The sequence below is a fragment of the Romboutsia sp. D33t1_170424_H2 genome, assembly GCF_015669105.1.
GTDB classification, from domain to species: domain Bacteria; phylum Bacillota; class Clostridia; order Peptostreptococcales; family Peptostreptococcaceae; genus Romboutsia_C; species Romboutsia_C hominis.
Genome location: NZ_JADOZQ010000016.1, coordinates 18,650 through 44,237 on the forward strand (window position 1 = coordinate 18,650; position 25,588 = coordinate 44,237).

A 25,588-nucleotide genomic window follows, 5' to 3' on the forward strand; every position below is an offset into this window, starting at 1 on the left:
AATGAATAACCTTATTTTATTATAGAGTTTTGTATATAACTTTTGATATATCTTTAGATTCTATAATAGTTTCTTTTAACTCAAGTACATTTATTAATATTAACTTACTCAATCTATCATCTATATTATTTAAGAAATCTATAATATCTTTTGTAGAAATATCCTTATTTAAAAGCATATCTATATCGTAAAATAAAACTAAGTTATGTGATGAATTTTTATTAGTGTATTTCTTAAAGTTATTTACTAAGAAACGTAGTTTATTAATAAATATATGTTGCTTATGTACAAATTCATTTAAATCATCTGATAACAAAATATTATTATTAAAATATATCTTTTTATTAAGACGTATATTTTGAGTAATTACATCCTTTAAATCGTCATTAATAGTTCCATTCACTAATCCTGTATTGTATAATTTGGCAAGTATTTGCTCATTTAAACTTAAAGAATTTTTAACTTCGTTTTTTGTAACATCACTCATTTTATATGGTAAAATTACTTTGTTTGCATATAGAGCAATTATAGTACCTAAAAGAACGAAAAATATTCTACTGATAGATAGCTCATTTATATTATTACCAATAGATGCTGCTCCTAGAGCCGAAATAGTTGTGCATATCATTTGATACTTATACTCTGTTTGGTAATTACTAATATATCCAACTATAAGTATAATAAAAGCTCTCATAGAATTATCTGTTACTATAGAGAATAAAATTTCAAATATAATTAATCCAATTATAGTTCCTAAGATTCTTTCCCTACCTTTAGTTTGTCCAGATTCAAGATAAGGCTGGACAATAGATGATAAACTGAAAACTAACCATTTACCATGTGGTATATTAAAGAAAGCAACTACAAATACACCAATACTAGTAATTAATGCACCTCTAAATGCAAAAGTAAACTTAAGAGAGTCCTTATTTAAATTATTTTTTAAATCATTTAATCTATCAACTGCATTTGATACGAAATACTTTTCACAAACTTCTTTTGAATTTTTTTCTTTTGAAAGTATTAAGTCTTCTTTTAATAAAATTACGCAACCTTGTAATTCATAAATTTTGTAGTACTTTGAGTTAGATTTTTCACTAGCAATTAAGAATTCATCTATTTTAAGTATAACATCATCAACTGTTATATTTCTATCTATAAACTCATCTATATTACAAAGTAATGCGTTTATTTTATTTAAGATATAAGTAAATTCTTCATTAATTGTATTGTTTTTAACTTCATCTAGTATTAAGTTTACACTTTCTAAAAATTGACATATAAATAATGATTGGATTAATGAAACTGGAAGTTCAATATTTTTATCCAATCTTTTATATACATCTGATATATGCTCTTTTAGTGTATCATAAGTTTTAGAATTTAAATTATTTACACTTTCTATACTATCATTATTTATCATTAATACTATTTCTTCATTAATAGACTCTATTACCGTTTTAATAGTAACTTTAGATTGCTTTTGTAACTTATTTTTATTTGCAATCATTTGTACTGTCATTATAAAAAGTCCACAAAATATAAGAGATACTAATCTAGTAGGCAATTCATTGATGCTAACAGGTGTATAAAGCATAAAGAAATAACCTAATGTAAAAGCAATATATGTAGGTTTTTTTGTATTATATGTAAATTGGTATAATATAAAAAATATAATGGCAAAAGTTATAACTAATCCTAAAAAAGCATTAGTTGATGCTAAAAATGAACTAACCCCAAGTAATACTTCAATAAATACAAAATATATAGTACTTTTTATTGGTGTTATTGTATAATCAGTACCAAGTAAAGAAAGAGCTGCTGTAATGCCTGCAACTCCAACTAAGGTATTAATTTCACCAAATATAGATTTAAAACCTATTATAGCAGCTACTATAACTAAAAACATTATAGTTGTTGAAATTACTTTTTTCTTATTCATGTCAAAGCTCCTTTGTAGTTTAAAAGTTTAATTTCTTACTAATGATACCCGTATTCTTTATACTTAAATCTAGAGTGTTACAATTTTATCATTAACATATAATGATGTTTTTATTGAACATGATATAGTTCAAACAAAGGCATATATGAATTTGAAAAATTATTTAAAATAATGATATAATTATTTGGTAATATAATAAAATGTATAGCTTATAAAGGGGAATAATCAAAATGAGAAATATACTAATAGTAGAAGATGACATTATGTTAAACAATGGAATCTGCTTTAATCTACAAGCAGATGGGTTTAATGTAATACCTGCATACAATCTAAAAGAAGGGGAAAATATTTTTAATAGTAATACTATAGACTTAATAATACTAGATATAAACTTACCTGATGGAAATGGATTTGAATTTTGTAAAAAAATTAGAGAAAATTCTAATGTAGGGATACTATTTCTAACTGCATGTGATGTGGAATCAGACATTATAAATGGATTTAAAATAGGGGCTGATGATTATATAACAAAACCATTCAGTATAAACATATTAATGCAAAGAGTAGGGGCTTTGATTAGACGTTGTAGTAATAAAGAAAAATATGAAGATACTTTAGTTGAAGGAGAATTTGAATTTAATTTTGAAAAAATGTTAGTAACTAAAAATAAAGTAAATATTGTGCTATCACCAATAGAATACAAAATACTAAAAAAACTAGTAAAGAGCAAAAGTCAAATAGTTACAAGACAAGCCTTGATAGATTCAATCTGGGATAATGACAAAGAATACATAGAAGAACATGCCCTAACAGTAAATATTAATAGACTAAGAAGTAAAATAGAAGATAAATCATCTAATCATAAATACATAAAAACTGTATATAAAATGGGGTATATGTGGGTTGGTGAAAAGAATGAAAAATAGTAAAAATATTTTTAGTAACTATTATATAAACTTTTCTATTATATATATAATAATATCAATAATAGCACTTCTTTTAATCCGACAACAAACAGAAAGTATTATATATATGTATCCAAACTCTTTTGAGGTAGTTAAAAAAATTAACAACATAAGCTTTTGTTTTTTATTTTTATCATTGGCAATAGGAATATTATTTATATATATTATAAGATCAAATATTCTTAAATTTAGTAATGATATTATAGATAATATAGATGCTTTTATATTGGGTAAAGAAATAGTTTTAGAAACTAATAAGGATACTTTATTATCTAAAATTCAAAATAAATTTAAATATATGATAGGAATTATAGAAAATAAAAATAAAATATATTTAGAGGAAAAAGATAATATAAAATCCTTAATATCTGATATTTCTCATCAAATAAAAACTCCTATAGCTAATATTTCTATGTATAATGAAACTTTAATAAATAGAGAACTAGATAGAAATAAACAGATAATATTTTTAGAAAACATGCAACATCAAGTTAATAAATTAGATTGGTTAGTCAAGTCACTTATAAAAATGTCTAGACTAGAAAATGGAATAATAACATTAAATATTAAAAAATATAGAATAAGTGATACAATTGCAAGTGCACTTAGTGGAGTATACTTAAAGGCAGAGGAAAAAAATATATCTATAGGTGTAGATATTGATGAAAAGCTAGAACTTTATCATGATAAAAAATGGACTAGTGAGGCAATATTTAATATTGTTGAAAATGCAGTAAAATACACAAAGAATAATGGAAGTATAAATATAAAGCTAAATAAAATGGAGCTATTTACTAAAATAAGTATAATAGATACTGGTATTGGAATTAATGAATCTGAGATAAATAATGTATTTAAACGATTTTATAGAAGTAATGATGTTATTAATACAGAAGGTATTGGGGTTGGACTTTATCTAGCAAGAGAGATTATAAACAAGCAAAGTGGATATATAAAAGTAGAATCTAAAAAGGATGTAGGAACAACCTTTTATGTGTATATGAAAAATTAAAATATATAAAATAAAAACACTGTTATATTAACAGTGTTTTTATTTTATATATCTCAATATTGTTATGATTTATATAAACAATATCACAATACTGTGAGGATTTTTAAAATATTTATATGATAATATTTAAGTAGATAAGATAATAAAAAATCAAAAGGGGATTTTAATTAAATGAAAATATTAGAAAGTAAAAGTTTGAAAAAGTACTATGGAACAGGAGAAAACATAGTAAAAGCATTAGATGGGGTTGATATAAGTATAAATAAAGGAGAATTTGTTGCTATAGTAGGTACGTCGGGAAGTGGTAAAAGTACATTATTACATATGTTAGGAGGACTTGATAGACCTAGTGAAGGAGAAGTGGTAATTGAAAACAATAACATATTTAAAATGAATGATGAGGAACTTACAATATTTAGAAGACGTAATGTTGGATTTGTATTTCAAAACTACAATCTAGTTCCTATACTTAATGTTTATGAAAATATAGTACTACCAATAGAACTTGATGGATGTAGCGTAGATAGTGAATATATAGATGAAATAATAAACATATTAGGACTTAGTAAGAAGGTAGATGCCCTACCTAACAACTTATCAGGTGGACAACAGCAAAGAGTTGCAATTGCAAGAGCACTAGCAACAAAACCATCTATAATACTACTAGATGAGCCAACAGGAAATTTAGATAGTAAAACTGAGCAAGATGTACTAGGACTTTTAAAAGTAACTAGTAATAAATTTAGCCAAACTATAATAATGATAACTCACAATGAACAAATAGCACAAATGGCAGATAGAATTATAAGAATTGAGGATGGAAAAGTTGTAATTAGAGGTGAAAGCCATGCTACAAAATAACAATCAAAAAATTATAAAAAAGATAAGTAAAAGAAGCTTTAAAGTTAATAAAATTAGAAATATTATATCTATTATAGCTATAACATTAGCTACAGTTTTATTTACATCGCTATTTACAGTAGGAGTATCTATGATGGATGCTTTTAATAGTTATATGATGATGGAATATGGAACAAGTTCTCACGTACAGATGCAAGATGTAGATAAAAGTCAGATAGATATAATAAAAAATGATGAAAGTGTAGACAAAAATAGTATAGGTATAATTAAAAATATTGATAGTGCTAAAAATCCAGAGTTTTTAACTCAAACTGTAAATCTAGCAGTTTATGACGGTCAAAGTGTAAAAAATGCTATCAATACAGAGATGATAAAGGGGAGTTTACCAAAGTCTAAAGAAGATATAGTTATGCCAACAGAAGTATTAGATATGTTAAAACTACCTCACAAAATAGGCACTGAAGTAAATATAGATATTCCAGCAGCTAAAGATGGCACTTATACTGGAGAAAATAAAACATATAAATTTAAATTAAGTGGATATTTTACATACAAAACAGCAACAGCTATTCCACTTCATGATATATATATAAGTGATGATTTTTACAATGAATATAAAAAAGATAATGAAATAGGTCCTTTATGTATAACTTTTAATTTTAAAAATGATAAAAACTTAGAAAAACAAATTGAAGGTTTAATTAATGAAATTAAGCCATATTCAGGGAAATATAGTGTAAATCCAGCATTTTTAGATAATCAAGTAACAAATACTAGTGAATTTATAAGAAATGCTCTTCCAGTAATTTTATTAGTAATTGTAATACTTACAAGTGGTTATCTTTTAATATATAATATATTCTATATATCAGTAGTAAAAGACATAAAACACTATGGACTTCTTAAAACTATAGGAACATCACCAAAACAATTAAAAAAATTAATAATAAATCAAGCTAATAGATTATCATTAATAGCAATACCAATAGGACTATTTTTAGGAGTTATAATAGGAAAGATATTACTTCCTATGGCTATGAAATTTACTACTATATCAAGTTTAAAATCAATAGATTCAAGCAATCCTGCTATATTTATAGGTGCTATTATATTCTCATATATAACAGTAAGAATATCTTGTATGAAACCTGCAAAACTTGCAAGTAGTGTATCTGAAGTAGATGCTACAAGATATAGTGATAGAGATAGTAATATAAAACGTAAAGCAAAAAAAGGTAAGAGTGGTTCTAAAATTCATAAAATGGCACTTTCAAATATGTTTAGAAATAAGAAAAAAGCATTATTAGTTTTAACGTCTATGTCTTTAAGTTGTATGATATTTTTAAGTGTATCAACTATAATAAGTAGTTCAGACCCTAAAAGAGCAGCAGAAGGTATGATGTTAGGTGATATAGAAATACAACATGGAGAAGCACAAAACTCAAGGATACATGAAAATATCATACCAATAGATGAAGAATTTATAAAAGATGTTAAAAATTTAGATGGGGTAAAAAGTGTAGAGAAAATATATAAAGATTATTTAGGGCTTGTAGCCTATGAAGGAGCAATAAAAGAAGAATTACTAAGCCAACCAATAAATGAAGATCATGTAAAAAGATTTTGGCAAGGGTATGATTATAGAGAAATTGCAGCTACTAACAAAAGTGTAACATTAGATATAAGCGGAGTGTCTTCAGGGAAAATAATTAAAGAAATGATAGCAAATAATATGTTAGATTATTATAGTGATGGAAATATAATAGAAGGAAAGTTAGATATAGAAAAGTTTAACAAAGGTGGATATATAATAATTAGAGGACATGAAAATAGCAAAATAAAAGTAGGAGATAAGATTAAGTTAAAATACCTTAAAGGAAATACTATAGAAGAAGGATATACAGAGAATGAATTTGAGGTAATGGCAATAATTGGTGCAGGAGAAAACTTCAACATGGATGTATATGTAAATGAAGATGACTATAAAAAAATAGTACCAAAATCATATGTACAAAATGTAGTAGTTAATGTAGATGAAAACGTAGATGAAGTTGAAAAGAATATAGAAAAATTAAATGAAAAGTACTCTAATCCATATACTCATATTTCTTCAAAAAGAACATATATAGAAGAAGCTAAAGAAAATCAAGTTACAATAACTATTATAGGAATGAGTGGAGTGTTTATAATAGGATTAATTGGATTTTTAAATTTTATAAATACTATGGTAACGAATATAATGTCAAGAAATCAAGAATTTGCAATGCTAGAAGCAGTAGGAATGACTAAAAAACAGCTTAAAAAGATGTTAGCACTAGAAGGTATGTATTATGGAGTTATAATAACCTTTGTAAATCTTACTTTAGGTAGTTTATCTACTTTTCTAGGATTTAATATTATGAAGCTTAGATATTCTGTATATACCTATCCAATAGAAGCTTTAGCAATGTGTATAGTGTTAGTACTTTTAGTAAGTGTAACTGTTCCCTTAATTGTTTACAAAATAACTTCTAAAGAAAGTATAGTAGAAAGAATTAGGGTAAGTGAATAATATTTATATGAAAATGGAGAGAATATTATATTCTCTCCATCAAATTGATTTTTATTAGAATTTTAAAAATTATAAATTTTACTAAATTATGATATAAAAGAGCGATAATATAAAATTTATTGCTCTTTTTAATATTTATAAAAACATAGACTTACTTATGTATATTTAATTGATTAAATCAGTATGAGAAAAGCAATTAGAATTATATCAAAAGCGTAAATCTATTAAAAAATATGACTAATACTACAAAACTACTAAATATGATAAAATATAAATTATAAAATTAAAAAACATAATGTTATTATAATTAAGGATAATATTGATATTTATATAAATAGGAGAGACATATGAATAAGACAATAGGGGTATTAGCTCATGTTGATGCTGGTAAAACTACATTTTGTGAACAAGTACTATATCATACAAATGCAATTAGAAATAGAGGCAGAGTAGATAATAAGGATACATTTTTAGATAATCATAACATAGAGAAGCAAAGAGGTATAACAATATTTTCAGAACAAGGAATGTTTAATTACAACAATTCTAAATATTACTTAATAGATACACCAGGACATATAGATTTTTCACCAGATATGGAAAGGTCTATATCTATAATGGACTACGCAGTTATAATAATAAGTGGAGTAGATAAAATACAATCACATACAAAAACAGTATTTAGACTACTTAATAAATACAAAGTTCCTATAATATTTTTTGTAAATAAAATGGATAGAGAAAGCTCTAATTTAAACTTAGTGATAAAAGATATACAAAATAGCTTAACTAAAGATGCTATAGATATAACTAATATTAATATAACTAATACTTTAAGTGAAGAGCTTATAGAATTTATTGCTGAAAGAGATGATGAATTATTTGAAAAATATTTAAATGATGACTATGACTACAATCTTTGGATTAAAAATTTCAAAGAAATGATAAAGGAATCAAAAATATATCCACTATTAAGTGGGTCAGCTCTTAATGATATAGGAATAGATAATTTCCTAGAAAAGCTAGATTTTTTAACATATACAAATTACAAGTTAGAAGAAAAATTTATAGGTAAAGTATATAAGATAAAACATGATGACAATAAAAATAAATTAACTTATATAAAAGCACTACAAGGAAGTATTAAAGTGAAAAATGAAGTTTTATATAAAGTTAATGAAGAAATAATAACTGAAAAGATAAATAACATAAGAAAATACAATTCTAACAAATTTGAAGCTGTAAATGAGGCTAATTGTGGAGAATTATTTGTTGTAAGCGGTTTAAATAATACTGTAGCAGGAGATTTCATAATGGAACATGGTTTTGAAAAAGACGAAATAGAGAAAATTTATAATATAAAAACCAAATATGAAATGACTCCAACATTAAAATCAAAGGTTATATTTGATGGTCTATTAAACATAAAAGAAGTATTAAGTGTTTTTGAGATGTTAAATAAAGAAGAACCTGCATTAAATGTTTTATGGGATGAAAATCTTAAAGAAATACACATACATGTAATGGGAAAAATTCAATTAGAAATCTTAAAAGAAGTAATAAAAGAAAGATTTAACTTAGATGTAGACTTTGGAAAATGTGAAATACTATACAAAGAAAGTATATTAAAAAGTACTATAGGATATGGTCACTTTGAGCCACTTGGTCATTATGCAGAAGTTCATTTGCTAGTAGAACCAAATACTAGAAATTTAGGTATCACTTTTAATAGCAAAGCACATGTAGATGATTTAGCCATAGGTCATCAAAATTTAGTTAAAACTCATATATTTGAAAAAGAGCATAGAGGAATATTAGGTGGATACCCATTAGTTGATTTAAATATAACTTTGCTTACTGGTAGAGCACATAAAAAGCATACTAGTGGTGGAGATTTTAGACAAGCTACTTTAAGAGCATTAAGACAAGGATTAGAAAAAGTTGAAAATGTATTACTTGAGCCATACTATAAGTTTAAAATTGAGACAAACTTAGATTATATGGGAAGAATCATATCAGATATTCAAAAAATGAATGGAGAATTTGAAACGCCGATTATCAATGAAAATTTAGTAACCATAGAAGGTAGAGGGCCTGTTGCTACTTTTATGGATTATAGCTTAGGGTTATCTGCTTTTAGTAAGGGAAGTTCAAGTGTTAGCTTCATATTTGATGGATATGATAGGTGTCATAATTCTGACTATGTCTTAGAACACAGGTCTTATGATAAAAATAGTGATAATGAATATACATCAAACTCTATATTTTGTTCAAAGGGACAAGGTTATGTTGTAAAAGGAAGTGAGGCTAAGCTTCACATGCATTGTATAAAATAATGAATAATAGTAAATAACATTTAAGGTTAACTATTATTAAGAAATATATTAGTTTTATTTTTAATATTTTACAATAGAAAAAATTTAAATTGAAATATTAGAAAGGCTAATGAATGATAGTATAATATAAAGGAATATAAAAGATTAAAAGGGAGAACTTATGAAAAATAAGCATATATTGATCGTAGATAATAGCGTAACAAATTTAAAAAGAGCAGAACAAATTTTAAAACCACATTGCAAAGTTAGCTTACTTACATCTGGTGTACAGACTTTAAGGTTTCTAACTAAAAACAAACCAGACTTAATATTATTAGATATAAATATGACAGATATGGATGTGTATGAAACCTTAGAAAAGATAAAATCTAATAAAGATTTAGTTGATATACCAGTAATATTTCTAACCTCACAAGTAGATATAGAAAGTGAATTAAAAGGCATTGAAAAAGGAGCTATAGACTTTATTAGAAAGCCATTTGTTCCTCAAATTATGATAAGTCGTATAAAGATGCATCTAGAATTATATGACTATAGGATAGATTTAGAAAAAAAAGTAATAGAAAAAACCGAGATGATAGAACATCTCCAAGATGTTATGATGATATCCATCGCAGAGCTTGTTGAGTGTAGGGACGAAAATACTGGGGGTCATGTTAAAAGAACTGCAAAGTATGTAGAAATACTAACTAAAGCTTTGGTAGAAAGAAATATATATAGTGATATATTAAGCAAAGATTATGTAAAGGATATGATACGTTCAGCTCCACTTCATGATGTAGGTAAAATAGGTATAAATGATAAAACTTTACTTAAAAATGGTTATTTAGATGAAAAAGAGTTTGAGTTTATGAAAACTCACAGTAAACTTGGAGGAGAGACTATTCAAAGGATGATAAATCAAACTGATGGAGAAAGTTTTTTATATATAGCGAAGGATATGGCGCAATCTCATCATGAAAAGTGGAATGGAACAGGTTATCCAGATGGATTAAAGGAAGAAGAAATACCACTTAGCGCTAGAGTAATGGCAATATCAGATGTTTATGATGCGCTAACAACAAAGAGACCTTATAAAGAAGCTTTTACACATGACAAAGCAGTTGAAATTATATTAGATGGTAAGGGGATAGCTTTTGATCCTGTTATAACTGAAGTATTTGAAGAAATAAATTCTGAGTTTGAGTTAGCAAGACAGATTTTATAGTAAAATTTGATCACGATGAAGTGGTTGAATTTTTCAAAAAATGTGTAGAAGATAGATATGACTTTTTAATTATTTCACCTGATGGAAGAATTATTGGTGAAAGTATAATAGAAGTGCCAATTATTGAATTGGAATATTTCATTATGACGAATGTGGAAAAGGCATAGGGTCTTAGGTTATAAAAATGACAAGAGATTTTGCATTTGAAAAATTAAATCTTCATCGCTTAGAACTAGATGTTTATTCATTTAATTCTCGTGCTGAAAAAGCATATTTGGCTGCTGGATTTAAAAGAGAAGGCGTATTGAGAGATGCAGTTTGGAATGGCAAAGAATATGCTAATGATATTCTGATGGCAATACTAGAAGACGAATGGAAACAAATAAAAGGTATTATATAAATTACAATTTATCTAATTAGAAATATATAGTTATATGAATAATTTTATATATACTAAGAATTAAGTTGAGTAATAGTGTAAAAACTATTGCTCTATTTTATTGTACAAGTAAGATATTTATTTTAGATATTGTCATAAAGGTATTATAATAACAGTTAAAATAATTTAGAAATATATTTAACTTGTTTACTAAAAAATAAAATGTATTTTATGATAGGGTTTAACAAATATAAGTAGAAATATATATAATTAAATAATATAAATTATAAATTAGGAATAATAATTTAAGGGGGAGTTTAATGGAGAAGTTTTTTGAACTAGAAGAGTATGCTCAAATTGAAGTTCTCCAAAATATCCAAGATAGCTTTGCAAATTCACTTGGTATGGGAGCAGTTATAGTAGACTATAAAGGTGAACCTATAACAAAAGAAAGTAATTTCACTAAATTTTGTACATATATAAGAAATAATGAGGAATTAAAAGGAAAGTGTTATAAATGTGATGCATATGGAGGGGTACAATCAGCTATTACAAAAAAGCCACATATATACAAGTGTCATGCAGGATTAGTAGACTTTGCTATATCTATAATGGCAAATAATACATATATAGGAGCAATATTAGGAGGTCAAGTAAGATTAAAAGAAGATTTAAAAGAAGAAAACAATGTTTTAAAGGATAAATATAATGAAGAATTATCTAAATATTATAAAGATATAAAGATAAAGACTTATGAAGAAGTCAAATATGCAGCAGATCTTATGTACCAAATATCAAATTATATTTTAAATAAAGATATAGTCAAAATAAATTCTGATTTTAATAGCAATAAAGCTAAAATAGATAGAGCTACTAATATTGAATTAATAAAGGAATATAATTTAGAGAGTGAACAATACTCTGAAGAAATACACAAAGCACTAAATTATATTCATTCAAACATAAAAAAAAATATTACACTAGAGGAGGTAGCAAATCATATAAATCTAAGTCCAAATTATCTGAGTAAGACTTTTAAAAAAGATATTGGTATAAACTTTATAACTTATATAACAAATAAAAAAATAGCATTAGCAAAAGAAATGTTAAAAGATACAGATACACCTATTCTAAATATATCTATAGATTTATCTTTTAATAAACCTAACTATTTTAGTAAAGTTTTTAAAAAAATAGTAGGTTTAACACCTAGTGAGTATAGGAACACATTATAGAATGATCAAATAGATACCTAAAGGAGGAATTTTTTGAGTGTATTAAAAAAAGAATCAATAAAAGATCTTCTAAGTAAGGATTATTTAATGCAAATACTACCTGGTTTACGAGATATAAAGTTAGAAAATATAAAAACAAACGGTTTATCAGGAGCTAAAATATATAAAATTACATTATTTTCTAGACAAGATAAAAAAAGCCTATATCTAAAAATAAATAATTTAAAGGAAGATTGGCTAGCAAAAGTAAATAAAGATGAAGGCAGAGAATTAGATATATTTAAAGATGATATATATTCAAAATTAGAAGAGTTTATAAATGACATTTATTTAGGTTATTACATAGGGGATAATAGCTATGCAATACTTATGAATGATATGTCTGTATACAAAAAAACAAATAACTCAGAGAAAGAGTGTCTTTACTATTTAAATAACTTAGCGAAATTCCACTCTAAATTTAAAGAACATGACGTAACAAATTATAAGGAGTTATTAAATGTAGATGAATATTGTAATTTTTTAACAAAGACTAAAGTAAGTGAAGTTGAAGAGTTTAAAGAAAATTATCAAAAAGGAGAAATAATATTAAAAGATATTTTAGGAGAAAATTTATTTAATAAATATGATGAAATAAAGGAAATAGATAGTATATTTTCTTATTATCCTAAAACCTTTTTGCATGGAGATTATAGACCAGATAATACACTTTACATAAATCAAAATGATATAAGAATTATAGACTGGGCTAATAGTGGATGTGGACCTTGTACATTAGATGTATTTTGGTATCTTATGACATCTGTAAATGTTAAATTTGATAAAACTATACTACTAAATTATTATAAAATGAATTTAGAAAATTATATTGGATATAAATTAACTAGAAGAACATGGGACACTTTATTGAAAGTTGGAATTTTAGCTTCCTGCAAAATGTATTTAGTATCATTATTAGCTAATTCAAATTTAGAAGATAAATATGAGTATTTAAATATATATTATTGGATAGAGAATCTTAAAAGTGCATTAATAGACTTATAGATATAGTAGAGTATAATTGGTAGGAAAAGTAACCTTTATGAAAGTTGAAATAAATGTGGATACATGAAATATAAAACAATTTAATTAAGAAATAATAAACTAAATAAAAAGTGGGGAATAGATGTGGTAAAAGGTTTACATGTTAAAATAATAGGACTTACAACTATATTTAGTTTACTTATTACAGGATGCACTAGCACAATAGAAAATAAAGAAATCTTAAAAAATACATACTTTGAAGTTGTAAAAAGTGAACAAAATAGTAATGAAATAAAAGCTGTGGATTTAGAAGAAAGGCTTAAGGATAAAACAGTAGATATTTCAGATGGAATTGTATATTTAACTGGTGAAAATGGAGAACAAAAAGATTATTCAACTAAAATTTATACATTCAAAGAAGGTAATAAATCTCTTAGTGTTTCTTATTTAGATAATGATAAAAAAGAAAGTTTAGAAGATATAAAATTTGCTTCATATATTATAACTAAGGAAGATAAAGAAGAAACTTATGTAGAAGTTTATTATCAAGACATATTAGAAGCAAATGGAATATTAAGTTTTCAGATGTATCCAGAAAGCGTACAAGAACAAAAGGAATTAGTAAACTTACTAAATGAAAATAAAAGTAGTTTGTATGAAGCATATTATAAAGTAGCAGAAAGTATAGAGGAAGATAGTTCTCTAGAGTTAGGAAAAATAATAGATGATAAGTTAAAAAAAATAGATGGATTTGTTAGTAATGATAATGAAAATTTAGTATCTTATTCTTTAAATAAGGATGGTTTAAATTTAAATTTAGTATTTGACGAAAAGATAAATAAGGCTGAAAGTGTAATAATTGAAGATATTGAATCTAATAATATATCTTTAAGTTATTATAAAAATATGGAATAGGGTATACAACTTTATAAGAGGAATAAAGATTTGAAAGAACAAGAAGAAATAATAGATAAATTATTAGAATATAAAAAATAGTAAGGATAATTCCTTACTATTTTTTTGTATTAATATTAAATTAAAAATGTAAAGAAAAATATAGTACAAAAAATTATCCTATTAAGATAAAATTTATCATAAAAATATTTAAAAAGTCTTAAAATTTGTACTATTTAAATAAAATATTTCCATAAAAGTATACTAGAATTTAAATAAGAACAAGAATAATTTTTGGAGGTACTCCCATTATGCAAAAAGAAGCTTTAGGAATGGTTGAAACAAAAGGACTAGTAGGGGCAATAGAAGCTGCTGATGCTATGGTAAAATCAGCAAATGTACAACTAGTAGGATATGAAAAAATAGGTTCAGGGTTAGTAACAGTAATGGTAAGAGGAGATGTAGGAGCTGTTAAAGCATCTGTAGATGCAGGAGCAGTAGCAGCAGAGAAAGTTGGAGAAGTTGTATCAGTTCATGTAATACCAAGACCACATACAGATGTTGAAAAGATATTACCAAGCAATAACTAATATTAAATAAGAATTTAGGTTAAGGGGGAAATTTTCATGAAAGAAGATTTAATGTCAAAAATAATGGATGAAGTAATGAAGAAAATGGGAGAAACTCCAAAGTTAGAAGTTAAAGAAGAAACAGTAGAAGAAGCTAAATATGAAGAGCCTAATAGCTGTAGCTTAACAGAGTTTGTAGGAACAGCAATAGGAAACACTATAGGTCTTGTTATAGCTAATGTAGATTATAACTTACACGAGTTAATGAATATAGATAAAAAATATAGATCAATAGGGATAGTTGGTGGAAGAACAGGGGCTGGACCTCATATATTTGCAGCAGATGAGGCTGTAAAGGCAACTAATAGTGAAATATTGTTAATAGAGCTTCCTAGAGATACAGAAGGTGGAGCAGGACATGGTTCTTTAATAATATTTGGTGCAGAAGATGTATCAGATGCTAGAAGAGCTGTTGAAGTTACATTAAATGAATTAGAAAGAACTTTTGGTGATGTTTATGGAAGTAGCGCAGGACATTTAGAATTCCAATACACAGCAAGGGCTAGCTATGCTCTTAATAAAGCGTTTGGAGCACCTATTGGAAAATCTTTTGGGATAACAGTTGGAGCACCAGCTGCTATTGGAGTATTACTTGCAGATACTGCTGTAAAAGCCGCTAATGTTGATGTTGTAGGATATTCAACTCCAGGAAATGGTGGAACTAGTTACTCAAACGAAGTAATTCTTACATTCTCAGGAGATTCAGGAGCTGTTAGACAGTCTATAATAGCAGCAAGGGAAGTAGGAAAGCAATTATTATCAACTTTAAGTAATGAAGAATTAAAGTCATCAACAATACCATACATATAAGATTTTAAATAAGGGGAGTGAATACATTGAAATCTAAACGTTTTGAAGTTTTAAAAAATAGACCAGTAAACCAAGATGGTTTTGTAAAGGAGTGGCCAGAAGTTGGTCTTATAGCAATGGATGGACCAAATGACCCAACACCTAGTATAAAAATAGAAAATAAAATAGTAATAGAATTAGATGGAAAGAAAAGAGAAGACTTTGATATGCTAGACTTTTTTATAGCAGATCATGCTATAAATTTAGAAAGAGCAGAAGAAGTTTTAAACATGGATTCATTAGAATTAGCTAGAATGCTTGTTGATATAAATGTTGGAAGAGAAGAAATAGTAAAACTTACAACTGCTATGACTCCAGCTAAGATAGTTGAAGTTGTAAGCCAGATGAATGTACTTGAAATGATGATGTCAATGACAAAGATGAGAGCTAGAAAGATGCCTTCAAATCAATGTCATGTTACTAATGTAAAAGATCATCCAGTTCAAATTTCAGCAGATGCAGCAGAAGCAGCTTTAAGAGGATTTGATGAACAAGAAACTACAGTAGGTATAGCAAGATATGCTCCATTTAATGCCCTAGCTTTATTAGTTGGAGCTCAAGTAGGTCGCCCTGGAATACTTACTCAATGTGCTGTTGAAGAAGCAACAGAATTAAAATTAGGAATGAGAGGATTAACAGGATACGCTGAAACTGTATCTGTCTATGGAACAGAGTCTGTATTTATGGATGGAGATGATACTCCTTGGTCTAAAGGTTTCCTAGCATCTTCATATGCATCAAGAGGACTTAAAATGAGATTTACATCAGGAACAGGTTCTGAAGTTCAAATGGGATACGCAGAAGGAAAGTCAATGCTATATCTCGAAGCTAGATGTCTATTCTTAACTAAAGGTTGTGGAGTTCAAGGAATACAAAATGGTTCAGTAAGTTGTGTTGGAGTACCAGCAGGAGTACCTAGTGGAGTTAGAGCTATACTTGCAGAAAACTTAATAGCTGCAATGTTAGATCTTGAGTGTGCATCTAGTAATGACCAAACATTTACACATTCTGATTTAAGAAGAGTTGCAAGAAGTTTAATGCAAATGGTGCCAGGAACAGATTTTATATGTTCAGGATATAGTGCAACTCCAAATTATGATAATATGTTTGCAGGTTCTAACTGGGATGCAGAAGATTATGATGATTGGAATATAATTCAAAGAGATTTAAAAATAGATGGCGGTCTAAAGCCTGTTAGTGAAGATGAAGTTGTTAAAGTTAGAAATAAGGCAGCTAGAGTTATACAAGTATTATTTAAAGAATTAAATCTTCCAGAAGTTACAGAAGAAGAAGTAACTGCTGCAACCTATGCACATGGAAGTAAGGATATGCCAAATAGAAATGTAGTTGAAGATTTAAAAGCTACTGAAGAAATGATGAACAAAGAAGTTACAGGGGTAGATGTAGTTAAAGCACTTTATAAAGGTGGATTTGAAGATGTAGCAGATAGTGTGTTTAATATGTTAAAGCAAAGAATAGCAGGGGATTATTTGCATACAGCAGCTATACTTGACAAAGATTTTAAAGTAAAAAGTGCCGTAAACTATCCAAATGATTATAGAGGGCCAAAAACTGGATATCAAATAAGTGATGAAAGATGGGAACAAATCAAAAATATTGAAAATGCAGTAAGTCCAGAAGACTTCTAAAAATAGAAAAAGAGGTGAAAATTGTGTCTATAGATGAGAAATTATTAAAAAGTGTAATAGAAGAAGTATTAAAAGAAATGGTAGAAAATGATAATGTAGAGTGCAATAGCAAAAAAGAAGAAAAGAAAGAAAATGTAGTATTTGATGATAATAAAAAATTAGAACTAGTAGAAGTTGGAGATTTGAAAAAAGGTACTAGAAGCGATGAAGTAGTTATAGGTTTAGCGCCAGCATTTTTTAACCATCAAACTAAAACTATAGTTGGTATAGAACACGATAAAGTATTAAAAGAAGTTATAGCAGGTATTGAAGAAGAAGGATTAACTTATAGACTAGCAAAAATTTATAGAACGTCTGATGTTTCTTTTATAGCACATGATGCAGCAAAACTAAGTGGTTCAGGAATAGGAATAGGTATACAGTCAAAAGGTACAACAATAATACATCAAAAGGATTTATTTCCTTTAAGTAACTTAGAATTATTCCCCCAAGCTCCACTTATAGATTTAGAAACATTTAGACAAATAGGTAAAAATGCAGCTAAATATGCTAAAAATGAATCACCAGCTCCAGTGCCAGTGAAAAATGACCAAATGGCAAGACCAAAATATCAAGCAATTGCAGCACTTTTACATATAAAAGAAACAGAACATGTTGATAGAAACAAAAAACCTCAAGAATTGAAGATAACATTTAAATAAACAAGGAGGGTAATGATGAATCAAGATTTATTAATAAAACAAATCGTAGAGGAAGTACTAAAAAATATGAACTCTACTAATATAAATGAAGTTTCAAATGCTGTTAAAAATGTTTTAAAAAGTGATAAAGTCACAAGCGCTAATTATCCATTAGGAGAGAAAATACCGGAAAAAATAAAATCACAATCTGGAATAAAATTATCAGATGTAACTTTAGACAAAGTAATAAGAGGTGAAATTGGATCTAAAGATATAAGAATATCTAAAGAAACTTTAGAATTACAAGCACAAGTAGCTGAATCTGTTGGAAGAAATGCATTTGCTCAAAACTTAAGAAAGGCAGCAGAACTTATAGTAGTTCCAGATGATAGAATTCTTGAAATATACGATGCACTAAGACCATATAGATCAACTAAACAAGAATTATATGATATAGCAGATGAACTAAGAAATAAATATGGATGCGCTATAAATGCAGAGTTTGTTATAGAAGCTGCAAATGTTTATGAACAAAGAGGAAGGTTAAAGGTAGTGGAGTAAAAGTAGTTTGGAGGGTATTAAATGAAGATAGTAGCTGGTATAGATATAGGTAATGCTACTACTGAAGTGGCCTTAGCAAAAATAGATGAAAACAATATTGAATTTTTATCAAGTTCTATAGTTAAAACAACAGGAATTAAAGGAACTATGAAAAATATAAATGGAGTATTTAAATCTTTAAAAAATTCTTTAGATAAGTCTAATTTAAAAATTGAAAATTTAGATGAAATCAGAGTAAATGAAGCTGCTCCAGTAATAGGAGACGTAGCTATGGAAACTATAACAGAAACCATAATAACAGAGTCTACAATGATAGGCCATAACCCTTTAACACCAGGTGGAGTAGGAGTTGGTGTTGGTGAAACTGTAAAAATTGATAAATTAGAAAGTGTAGATAAGAACAAAGATGTAATAGTTGTTATACCTAAAGAATTTGACTTTGAAGTTTCATCTAAATTAATAAATTTATATTCAGATAAATTAAATATAAATGGAGCTATAGTAAAAAAAGATGATGGAGTACTAATTAATAATAGATTAAACAAGAAAATTCCTATAGTAGATGAGGTTAGTTTAGTTGAAAAAGTTCCTCTAAATATGAAGTGTGCCATAGAAGTTGCACCAATTGGAGGAGTTGTTGAAGTATTATCTAATCCATATGGAATAGCAACATTGTTTAATCTAACTTCAGAAGAAACTAAACATGTTGTTCCAATAGCTAGGGCATTAATTGGAAACAGATCAGCAGTTGTTATAAAAACTCCTAAGGGAGATGTTAAAGAAAGAAAAATACCTGCTGGAAATATTGAAATAGTTGGACTAAATAAAAAAGCTTTTGTTGGAATTGATGAAGGTGCTAAAAAAATTATGAATGCTATAAATAGCGTAAATATTGTTTGTGATGTTAAAGGAGAACCTGGGACTAATGTGGGAGGAATGCTTGAAAAAGTAAGGCATGTTATGTCTAATTTAACAAATCAACACCCAAAAAACATTAAAATACAAGACTTACTATCTGTAGATACTTTTGTTCCTCAGATTGTAAAAGGTGGTATTGCTAATGAGTTCTCACTAGAAAATGCAGTAGGAATAGCAGCTATGGTAAAAGCTGATAAACTTCAAATGCAAAAAATAGCAGATGAATTAACAAAAAGCCTAGGGGTAAATGTCAATGTAGGTGGAGTAGAAGCTGATATGGCAATTCGTGGAGCATTAACTACTCCAGGAAGTAACAAACCACTTGCAATATTAGATATGGGTGCAGGATCTACGGATGCTTCTATAATTACAAAAGAAAATGAAATAAAGTCAATACATTTAGCAGGTGCTGGAAATATGGTTACTATGCTTATAAAATCAGAATTAGGAATAGATGATTTTGAACTAGCAGAAGACATAAAAAAGTATCCATTAGCTAAGGTAGAGAGTCTTTTCAATATAAGACATGAAAGTGGAGCTGTAGAGTTTTTTAACAAAGCATTAGATTCTAAATTATTTGCAAAGGTTGTAATACTAAAACCAGAAGGTATGGTTCCTATTGAAATAGATGAATCACTAGAAAAAATAAAATTAATTAGAAAAAGTGCTAAAGAAAGAGTATTTGTTACAAATGCTATAAGAGCACTAAAAAAGGTAAGCCCAACAAATAATGTAAGAGATATAGCGTTTGTAGTTTTGGTTGGAGGAAGTGCACTTGATTTTGAGATTCCTCAATTAGTTACAAATGCATTATCTCAGTATAATGTAGTTGCAGGAAGAGCAAATATCAGGGGTGTAGAAGGACCTAGAAATGCAGTTGCAACAGGACTTGTTTTACATTTAAAAGAAGAATAGGTGAATTTTATGGCTAAGAATATAAGTGTTACGAAAAAGCCAAGTATAAAAATATACTATAACAAAAATCAAATAGATGAGTTAAAATTTAGAGAAATTATACTTGGCATAGAAGAAGAGAATGTACCTTATGAAATTTTAGGAATTTGTGAAGAAGATGTTATAAAATTAGGCTATAATGCCTGCAATGACTCTATATTAGGAGTGGGGATTGGAGTAAATAAAGATTTTATAATACTTCACTATAATAAACTAGAAAAAGATAGTCCTCTTTTTACTATAAAAATATCATCTAAAGAATCTATAATGAGAACACTAGGTCAAAATGCAGCTAGATTAGTCATAAAAAAACCTTTCAAAGAACTTTAAAATATTTATAAGATACATATAGTTTATCTAACAATTGTATAAAGTTTTATATTTATTATAAATATTACTTAAACATTAGATTAGGGGGAGGGTAAAATGTCCCAATTAGCTATTGGAATTATAGAGACAATTGGCCTTGCAGCTTGTATAGAAGCAGCAGATGTATGTGTAAAATCTGCAAATGTTAATTTAATAGGATATGAGCTCTCGAAAGGTGGAGGTATGGCGACATTAAAAATAGAGGGAAATGTAGGTGCTGTTAAGGCAGCTATAGAAGCTTCTGTTGTTGCTGCCAATAAAATAAGCAAGGTATTTTCCTATAAAATAATACCTAGACCAAGTAAAGAAATAGATATATTAATTAATAACAAAGAAACTATAGGATATAAAGAAATACAAATAGATAATCAGTCTAAGGAAAATGTAGATTTATACAATGAAGATGATAAAGAATTAGTTAAAGATATAGTAGAAAATGTAAAAATAGTTAATCTAGAGGATGATTTAAATTATATAAAAAGTGAAGAATTAGGAAATACCATAGAAGAAAACAATTTAAATAATAAAGAAAATTATATTTGTAATTTATGTAAAGACCCAGAATGTAAAAGACAAAAAGGAGAATTAAAAAATAGTTGTATTCACTACAATGAACTAAATGATTTTAAGGAGGAATAGAAAATGGGAGAGGCATTAGGATTAATAGAAACTAAAGGATTAGTAGGTGCTATAGAGGCAGCAGATGCGATGACTAAATCTGCAAATGTTGAGCTAGTAGGATATGAAAAGATAGGATCAGGATTAGTTACAGTTATGGTTAGAGGAGATGTTGGAGCTGTTAAGGCATCTGTAGATGCAGGGGCAGTAGCAGCTGAGAAAGTAGGAGAACTCGTATCTAAGCATGTAATACCAAGACCTCATACTGATGTTGAAAAGATATTACCAAAATCAGAATAATATATAAATAGGTGATTAAAATGGATTTTAACAATAAGGAATTAGTAGAAAAAATAACTAAAATAGTAATACAAAAATTACAAGAAGAAAAAGAAGTTTTAATCCCTATCGGTATCTCAAATAGACACATACATTTGTGTGAAGAAGATTTTAAAATACTATTTGGCAAAGATAAATCACTAAGTAAATTTAGAGATTTAAAGCAACCAGGTCAGTATGCTGCAAATGAATGTGTAACTATAAAAGGCTCTAAAGGAGAATTAACAAAAGTTCGAATTTTAGGGCCTTTAAGAAATGAAACTCAGATTGAAATTTCTGTATCGGATGGCTTTAAATTAGGTATAAATCCACCTATAAAAGAATCAGGAAATCTAAAAGATACTCCTGGTATTGAAATTATAGGGCCTAAAGGAAAAGTTGTCAAAGAAAAAGGTGTAATTTGTGCATTAAGACATATACATATGTCACCAAATGATGCTAAAAAATTAAATTTATGTGATAAAGATATAGTAGATGTTGAGATAACGGGGATTAGAAAAGCTATACTAGGAAACGTATTAATTAGAGTAAATGAAAATTTTGAACTAGAAATGCATTTAGATATGGATGAAGCTAATTCGTGCTTAATAAAAAATAACGACTTAGTTAAAATTGTAGAAAATAGGTGAGAATGTGAATCTAAATGACTGCAATAATAAGGTAAAAGAGTTTTCAAGACTTATAAAAGAAAAAAAGTGCAATAAATATAACGGTAAGCTAAAAGTAGGAGTAGATTTAGGAACTGCAAATATAGTTTTATCTGTTGTAGATGAAAATAATAATCCTATAGCTGGAGCTATGAAAGCTTCATCTGTAGTTAAAGATGGGATAGTTGTAGATTATATAGGTGCAACTACTATACTTAGAAAATTAAAAGAAGAAGTAGAACAAATTATAGGATGTGAACTAACTTATGCTTCAACTGCAATCCCTCCAGGAATTACTGAGGGAAATACTAAAGTTATATGTAATGTAGTAGAATCTTGTGATATGGAAGTTTTAAATGTAATAGATGAGCCAAGTGCAGCAGCTACAGTACTTAAAATAACCAATGGGGCAGTAGTTGATGTTGGTGGAGGAACTACTGGGATAAGTATAATAAAAAATGGCGAAGTCGTGTTTACAGCTGATGAAGCAACAGGCGGAACTCATATGACACTAGTTCTTGCAGGGTTCAATAAAATACCTTTTGAAGAAGCAGAAGTTATAAAAAAAGAGAAAAAGTATGAAAAAGATACGTTTATAATAGTAAAGCCTGTCATTGAAAAAATGGCATCTATAGTTAAAAAGTATGTAAAAGATTACAATATAGACACTATCTATGTAGTCGGTGGTGCTTGTTGCTTTAGCGAATTTGAAAAAGTATTTAAAAAAGAAATAAAAATAGAAACAGTAAAACCATTAGAACCATTACTTGTAACACCTCTTGGAATAGCAATGAATTGCCATATATAGAAGGTGATAAATTGGATTTAAAAAAACTTGAAAACATAATTATTGAAAATGTAGAAAGTGTAGTTATAGATTATATAGTAGAAAAAGTATTTGAAAAGCTAGAAAGCTACAATAAAAAATTGTTAGTAGTATTTACTGGTGCTAGTATTGGATTTAAAGATGCATTTAAATGCATTAAAATGCTTCAAGATAGAGGATTTAAATTAACAATAGTATTATCAAATGGAGCTTTAAATGTATTTAATGAAAATTTAATAAAAGAATTTTTTAAAGTGGAAAAAGTTATAAAAGAAGATGACAATGAAAATATAATAAGTCTAGTAAAAGAAAATACTATTATAATGATACCTACATTGACAGTTAATACCTGTAGCAAAATTGCAAATGGAATAAATGATAATATAGCCACTAATATAATAAGTTATTCCTTAATTAATGGTAAAAAAGTAATAGCAAGTATTAATGGATGCTGCCCAGACAACGAAGAAAGAATATCTATATTTAAAGATAATATGAGCAATTCATATAAAGATTTACTTAGAAATAATATAAAAAAATTAAAAGATTACAACATTATATTAACTACATCAGTAAATTTAGAAAAAAAAGTTGTAAAAATATATAAAGATAATTTTAGTTTAAACATTAATAAAAAAAATAATGATGAAATTGATTATATATGTAGTAAACAAAATATAGAAATTAAAGAAATACTCTTAAATAAGAAAATAATAAGAAAAATAGATATATATAACTTAAAACACTATAAAGTAATAAAAGTAAATCAAGATTCTATAATCACGCCGTCGGCTAAAGATGAGGCATTAAAATACAATATAAATATATTAAAAATATAAAGCTAGGTGAAAAATATGTATCTAGGAAGTGTAGTAGGAACAGTAGTATCAACTACTAAAAATGAAGGATTAATAGGAACAAAGCTTCTACTTGTAAAGCAATTAAATGAAAAATTAGAAGTGGTTGGAAACACACATGTTGTAGTAGATTCAGTAGGCGCTGGAGTTGGAGAGACTGTAATTGTTGCAACAGGGAGCTCTGCAAGAAAGATATTTTCATCTGATTCTCCTATAGACTGTGCAATAGTTGGAATAGTAGATAGTATAGAAGTTAATAATTAGGTGATATAATATGGCTAATTTATATACAAAAACAGGTGATAAAGGAAGTACTAGTCTGTTTGGTGGTAAAAGAGTATCAAAAAATGATTATAAAGTAGAATGCTATGGAACAATAGATGAGGCTATATCAATGCTTGGAGTTGCGTATTCTCAAAGTAAAAATGAAGATATAAAAAGTTATCTAAATAAAATACAAAGAAAATTATTTATAGTAGGTGCTGAACTTGCTAGTGATGAAAAAGGATTATCTATGTTGTCATATACAGTAAATGAAGAAGACATAAAAGAATTAGAACATATAGTAGATGAGTGCAGTAAGCTAAATGGAAGACAAAAAAGTTTTATAATACCTGGGAAAAATGAGTCTTCAGCATCTATTCATGTTGCAAGAACTATAATAAGAAGAGCAGAAAGAAATATAGTTACATTAAAAGAAAATGGTAATATTAGAGATGAATTACTAAAATACGTAAATAGATTATCGGATACATTATATGCTTTAGCAAGATTAGAAGAAACTTATTGTAAGATAGATGATATAAAAAGCAAGGTTATAGATAAGTTAGAAAAATTTAATAATATAGAAAAAGAAAATGAAGAGAGTATAGAGTTTAAACTAGAAAATATAATAAAAATGGCTAATTATGCTCAAAGAAAAGCAAAAGAATTAAATGTTCCTATAGTTTTTTCTGCAGTAGATAGTGGAGGTAATCTTATATTACTTCATAGAATGGAAGATTCATTACTTGGTAGTATAAATATAAGCATGAATAAAGCATATACTGCAAATGCCTTAAAAATATCAACTGATAAACTAGGTAAGCTTTGTAAAAGTGGAGAAGCACTTTATGGTATTCAAAATACTAATGACAATAAAATAGTTGTCTTTGGTGGAGGATATCCAATATATAACAATAAAAAAATAGTTGGAGCTATAGGGGTAAGTGGCGGCAGTGTAGAAGAAGATATGGAGATAGCTTTATACTCAATACAAATGATGAAAATGAAAAGCAATTAAGCAAA

At 27.1% G+C, this 25,588-nt stretch carries 25 protein-coding genes; 24 read left to right on the forward strand and 1 reads right to left on the reverse strand.

The genetic code is table 11. The annotated features are described in order from the left end of the window. Nucleotides 1-19: 19 nt before the first annotated feature. Nucleotides 20-1,942 (reverse strand): FUSC family protein, encoded by a 1,923-nt coding sequence (locus tag I4U66_RS13005; protein ID WP_195929175.1) that lies wholly within the window; start codon nt 1,940-1,942, stop codon nt 20-22. A 230-nt stretch (nt 1,943-2,172) separates the two neighbouring features. Between I4U66_RS13005 and I4U66_RS13010 the strand changes: the two genes are divergently transcribed. From I4U66_RS13010 to I4U66_RS13125, 24 genes are all read left to right on the forward strand, one after another. Beyond that, nucleotides 2,173-2,868 carry a response regulator transcription factor gene (locus I4U66_RS13010; RefSeq protein WP_092926023.1) on the forward strand — a complete coding sequence of 232 codons (696 nt, stop codon included), beginning with the start codon at nt 2,173-2,175 and terminating at the stop codon, nt 2,866-2,868. Beyond that, complete coding sequence (locus I4U66_RS13015) at nt 2,858-3,919, forward strand: sensor histidine kinase (protein WP_092926021.1); 1,062 nt, start codon at nt 2,858-2,860, stop codon at nt 3,917-3,919. The genes I4U66_RS13010 and I4U66_RS13015 overlap by 11 nt, the downstream gene beginning before the upstream one ends. Before the next feature lie 171 nt (nt 3,920-4,090). Further along, entirely contained in the window at nt 4,091-4,780 is a 690-nt protein-coding gene (locus tag I4U66_RS13020; RefSeq protein ID WP_195929177.1) for an ABC transporter ATP-binding protein, read from the forward strand. Next, nucleotides 4,767-7,331, forward strand: coding sequence for an ABC transporter permease (locus tag I4U66_RS13025; RefSeq protein ID WP_195929179.1), 2,565 nt, complete (start codon nt 4,767-4,769; stop codon nt 7,329-7,331). The genes I4U66_RS13020 and I4U66_RS13025 overlap by 14 nt, the downstream gene beginning before the upstream one ends. A gap of 347 nt (nt 7,332-7,678) precedes the next feature. Further along, nucleotides 7,679-9,667, forward strand: a complete 1,989-nt coding sequence (locus I4U66_RS13030; protein ID WP_092926015.1) for an elongation factor G — start codon at nt 7,679-7,681, stop codon at nt 9,665-9,667. 160 nt (nt 9,668-9,827) lie between these two features. Beyond that, a complete protein-coding gene (locus I4U66_RS13035; RefSeq protein ID WP_195929181.1) occupies nt 9,828-10,874 on the forward strand; it encodes an HD domain-containing phosphohydrolase in 1,047 nt (348 codons plus the stop codon). A 184-nt stretch (nt 10,875-11,058) separates the two neighbouring features. Further along, nucleotides 11,059-11,274 (forward strand): GNAT family N-acetyltransferase, encoded by a 216-nt coding sequence (locus I4U66_RS13040; protein WP_092926011.1) that lies wholly within the window; start codon nt 11,059-11,061, stop codon nt 11,272-11,274. Between the two features lie 299 nt (nt 11,275-11,573). Beyond that, nucleotides 11,574-12,488 (forward strand): PocR ligand-binding domain-containing protein, encoded by a 915-nt coding sequence (locus tag I4U66_RS13045; RefSeq protein ID WP_195929183.1) that lies wholly within the window; start codon nt 11,574-11,576, stop codon nt 12,486-12,488. A 33-nt stretch (nt 12,489-12,521) separates the two neighbouring features. After that, nucleotides 12,522-13,532, forward strand: coding sequence for a phosphotransferase (locus I4U66_RS13050; protein ID WP_092926007.1), 1,011 nt, complete (start codon nt 12,522-12,524; stop codon nt 13,530-13,532). Between the two features lie 123 nt (nt 13,533-13,655). Next, entirely contained in the window at nt 13,656-14,426 is a 771-nt protein-coding gene (locus I4U66_RS13055) for a hypothetical protein (RefSeq protein ID WP_195929185.1), read from the forward strand. 290 nt (nt 14,427-14,716) lie between these two features. Next, the gene (gene pduA, locus I4U66_RS13060) at nt 14,717-14,995 is read left to right on the forward strand and encodes a propanediol utilization microcompartment protein PduA (RefSeq protein ID WP_092926003.1); all 279 of its coding nucleotides are present in this window, start codon (nt 14,717-14,719) and stop codon (nt 14,993-14,995) included. Nucleotides 14,996-15,031: 36 nt separating this feature from the next. After that, nucleotides 15,032-15,844, forward strand: coding sequence for a propanediol utilization microcompartment protein PduB (gene pduB, locus I4U66_RS13065; protein WP_092926001.1), 813 nt, complete (start codon nt 15,032-15,034; stop codon nt 15,842-15,844). 26 nt (nt 15,845-15,870) lie between these two features. Then, nucleotides 15,871-17,532: a propanediol/glycerol family dehydratase large subunit gene (locus tag I4U66_RS13070; RefSeq protein WP_195929187.1), complete on the forward strand. Its 1,662-nt coding sequence runs from the start codon at nt 15,871-15,873 to the stop codon at nt 17,530-17,532. Nucleotides 17,533-17,555: 23 nt separating this feature from the next. Then, complete coding sequence (locus I4U66_RS13075; RefSeq protein ID WP_092925997.1) at nt 17,556-18,233, forward strand: propanediol/glycerol family dehydratase medium subunit; 678 nt, start codon at nt 17,556-17,558, stop codon at nt 18,231-18,233. Nucleotides 18,234-18,248: 15 nt separating this feature from the next. Then, nucleotides 18,249-18,773 (forward strand): diol dehydratase small subunit, encoded by a 525-nt coding sequence (locus tag I4U66_RS13080; protein WP_195929189.1) that lies wholly within the window; start codon nt 18,249-18,251, stop codon nt 18,771-18,773. 21 nt (nt 18,774-18,794) lie between these two features. Further along, entirely contained in the window at nt 18,795-20,606 is a 1,812-nt protein-coding gene (locus I4U66_RS13085; RefSeq protein WP_092925993.1) for a diol dehydratase reactivase subunit alpha, read from the forward strand. A gap of 9 nt (nt 20,607-20,615) precedes the next feature. Then, on the forward strand, nt 20,616-20,975 hold the full coding sequence (locus tag I4U66_RS13090) for a glycerol dehydratase reactivase beta/small subunit family protein (RefSeq protein ID WP_092925991.1): 360 nt from the start codon (nt 20,616-20,618) through the stop codon (nt 20,973-20,975). A gap of 96 nt (nt 20,976-21,071) precedes the next feature. Then, on the forward strand, nt 21,072-21,653 hold the full coding sequence (locus I4U66_RS13095) for a BMC domain-containing protein (protein WP_092925989.1): 582 nt from the start codon (nt 21,072-21,074) through the stop codon (nt 21,651-21,653). Nucleotides 21,654-21,656: 3 nt separating this feature from the next. Next, the gene (gene pduA / locus I4U66_RS13100; RefSeq protein WP_092925987.1) at nt 21,657-21,932 is read left to right on the forward strand and encodes a propanediol utilization microcompartment protein PduA; all 276 of its coding nucleotides are present in this window, start codon (nt 21,657-21,659) and stop codon (nt 21,930-21,932) included. A 20-nt stretch (nt 21,933-21,952) separates the two neighbouring features. Further along, a complete protein-coding gene (locus I4U66_RS13105) occupies nt 21,953-22,600 on the forward strand; it encodes a phosphate propanoyltransferase (protein WP_092925985.1) in 648 nt (215 codons plus the stop codon). Between the two features lie 4 nt (nt 22,601-22,604). After that, the gene (gene eutJ / locus I4U66_RS13110; protein WP_092925983.1) at nt 22,605-23,426 is read left to right on the forward strand and encodes an ethanolamine utilization protein EutJ; all 822 of its coding nucleotides are present in this window, start codon (nt 22,605-22,607) and stop codon (nt 23,424-23,426) included. Between the two features lie 11 nt (nt 23,427-23,437). Next, nucleotides 23,438-24,283, forward strand: coding sequence for a flavoprotein (locus tag I4U66_RS13115; protein ID WP_176698683.1), 846 nt, complete (start codon nt 23,438-23,440; stop codon nt 24,281-24,283). Nucleotides 24,284-24,298: 15 nt separating this feature from the next. Beyond that, complete coding sequence (locus I4U66_RS13120) at nt 24,299-24,565, forward strand: EutN/CcmL family microcompartment protein (protein WP_092925979.1); 267 nt, start codon at nt 24,299-24,301, stop codon at nt 24,563-24,565. Nucleotides 24,566-24,575: 10 nt separating this feature from the next. After that, nucleotides 24,576-25,583: a cob(I)yrinic acid a,c-diamide adenosyltransferase gene (locus I4U66_RS13125; RefSeq protein WP_092925977.1), complete on the forward strand. Its 1,008-nt coding sequence runs from the start codon at nt 24,576-24,578 to the stop codon at nt 25,581-25,583. Nucleotides 25,584-25,588 lie beyond the last annotated feature (5 nt).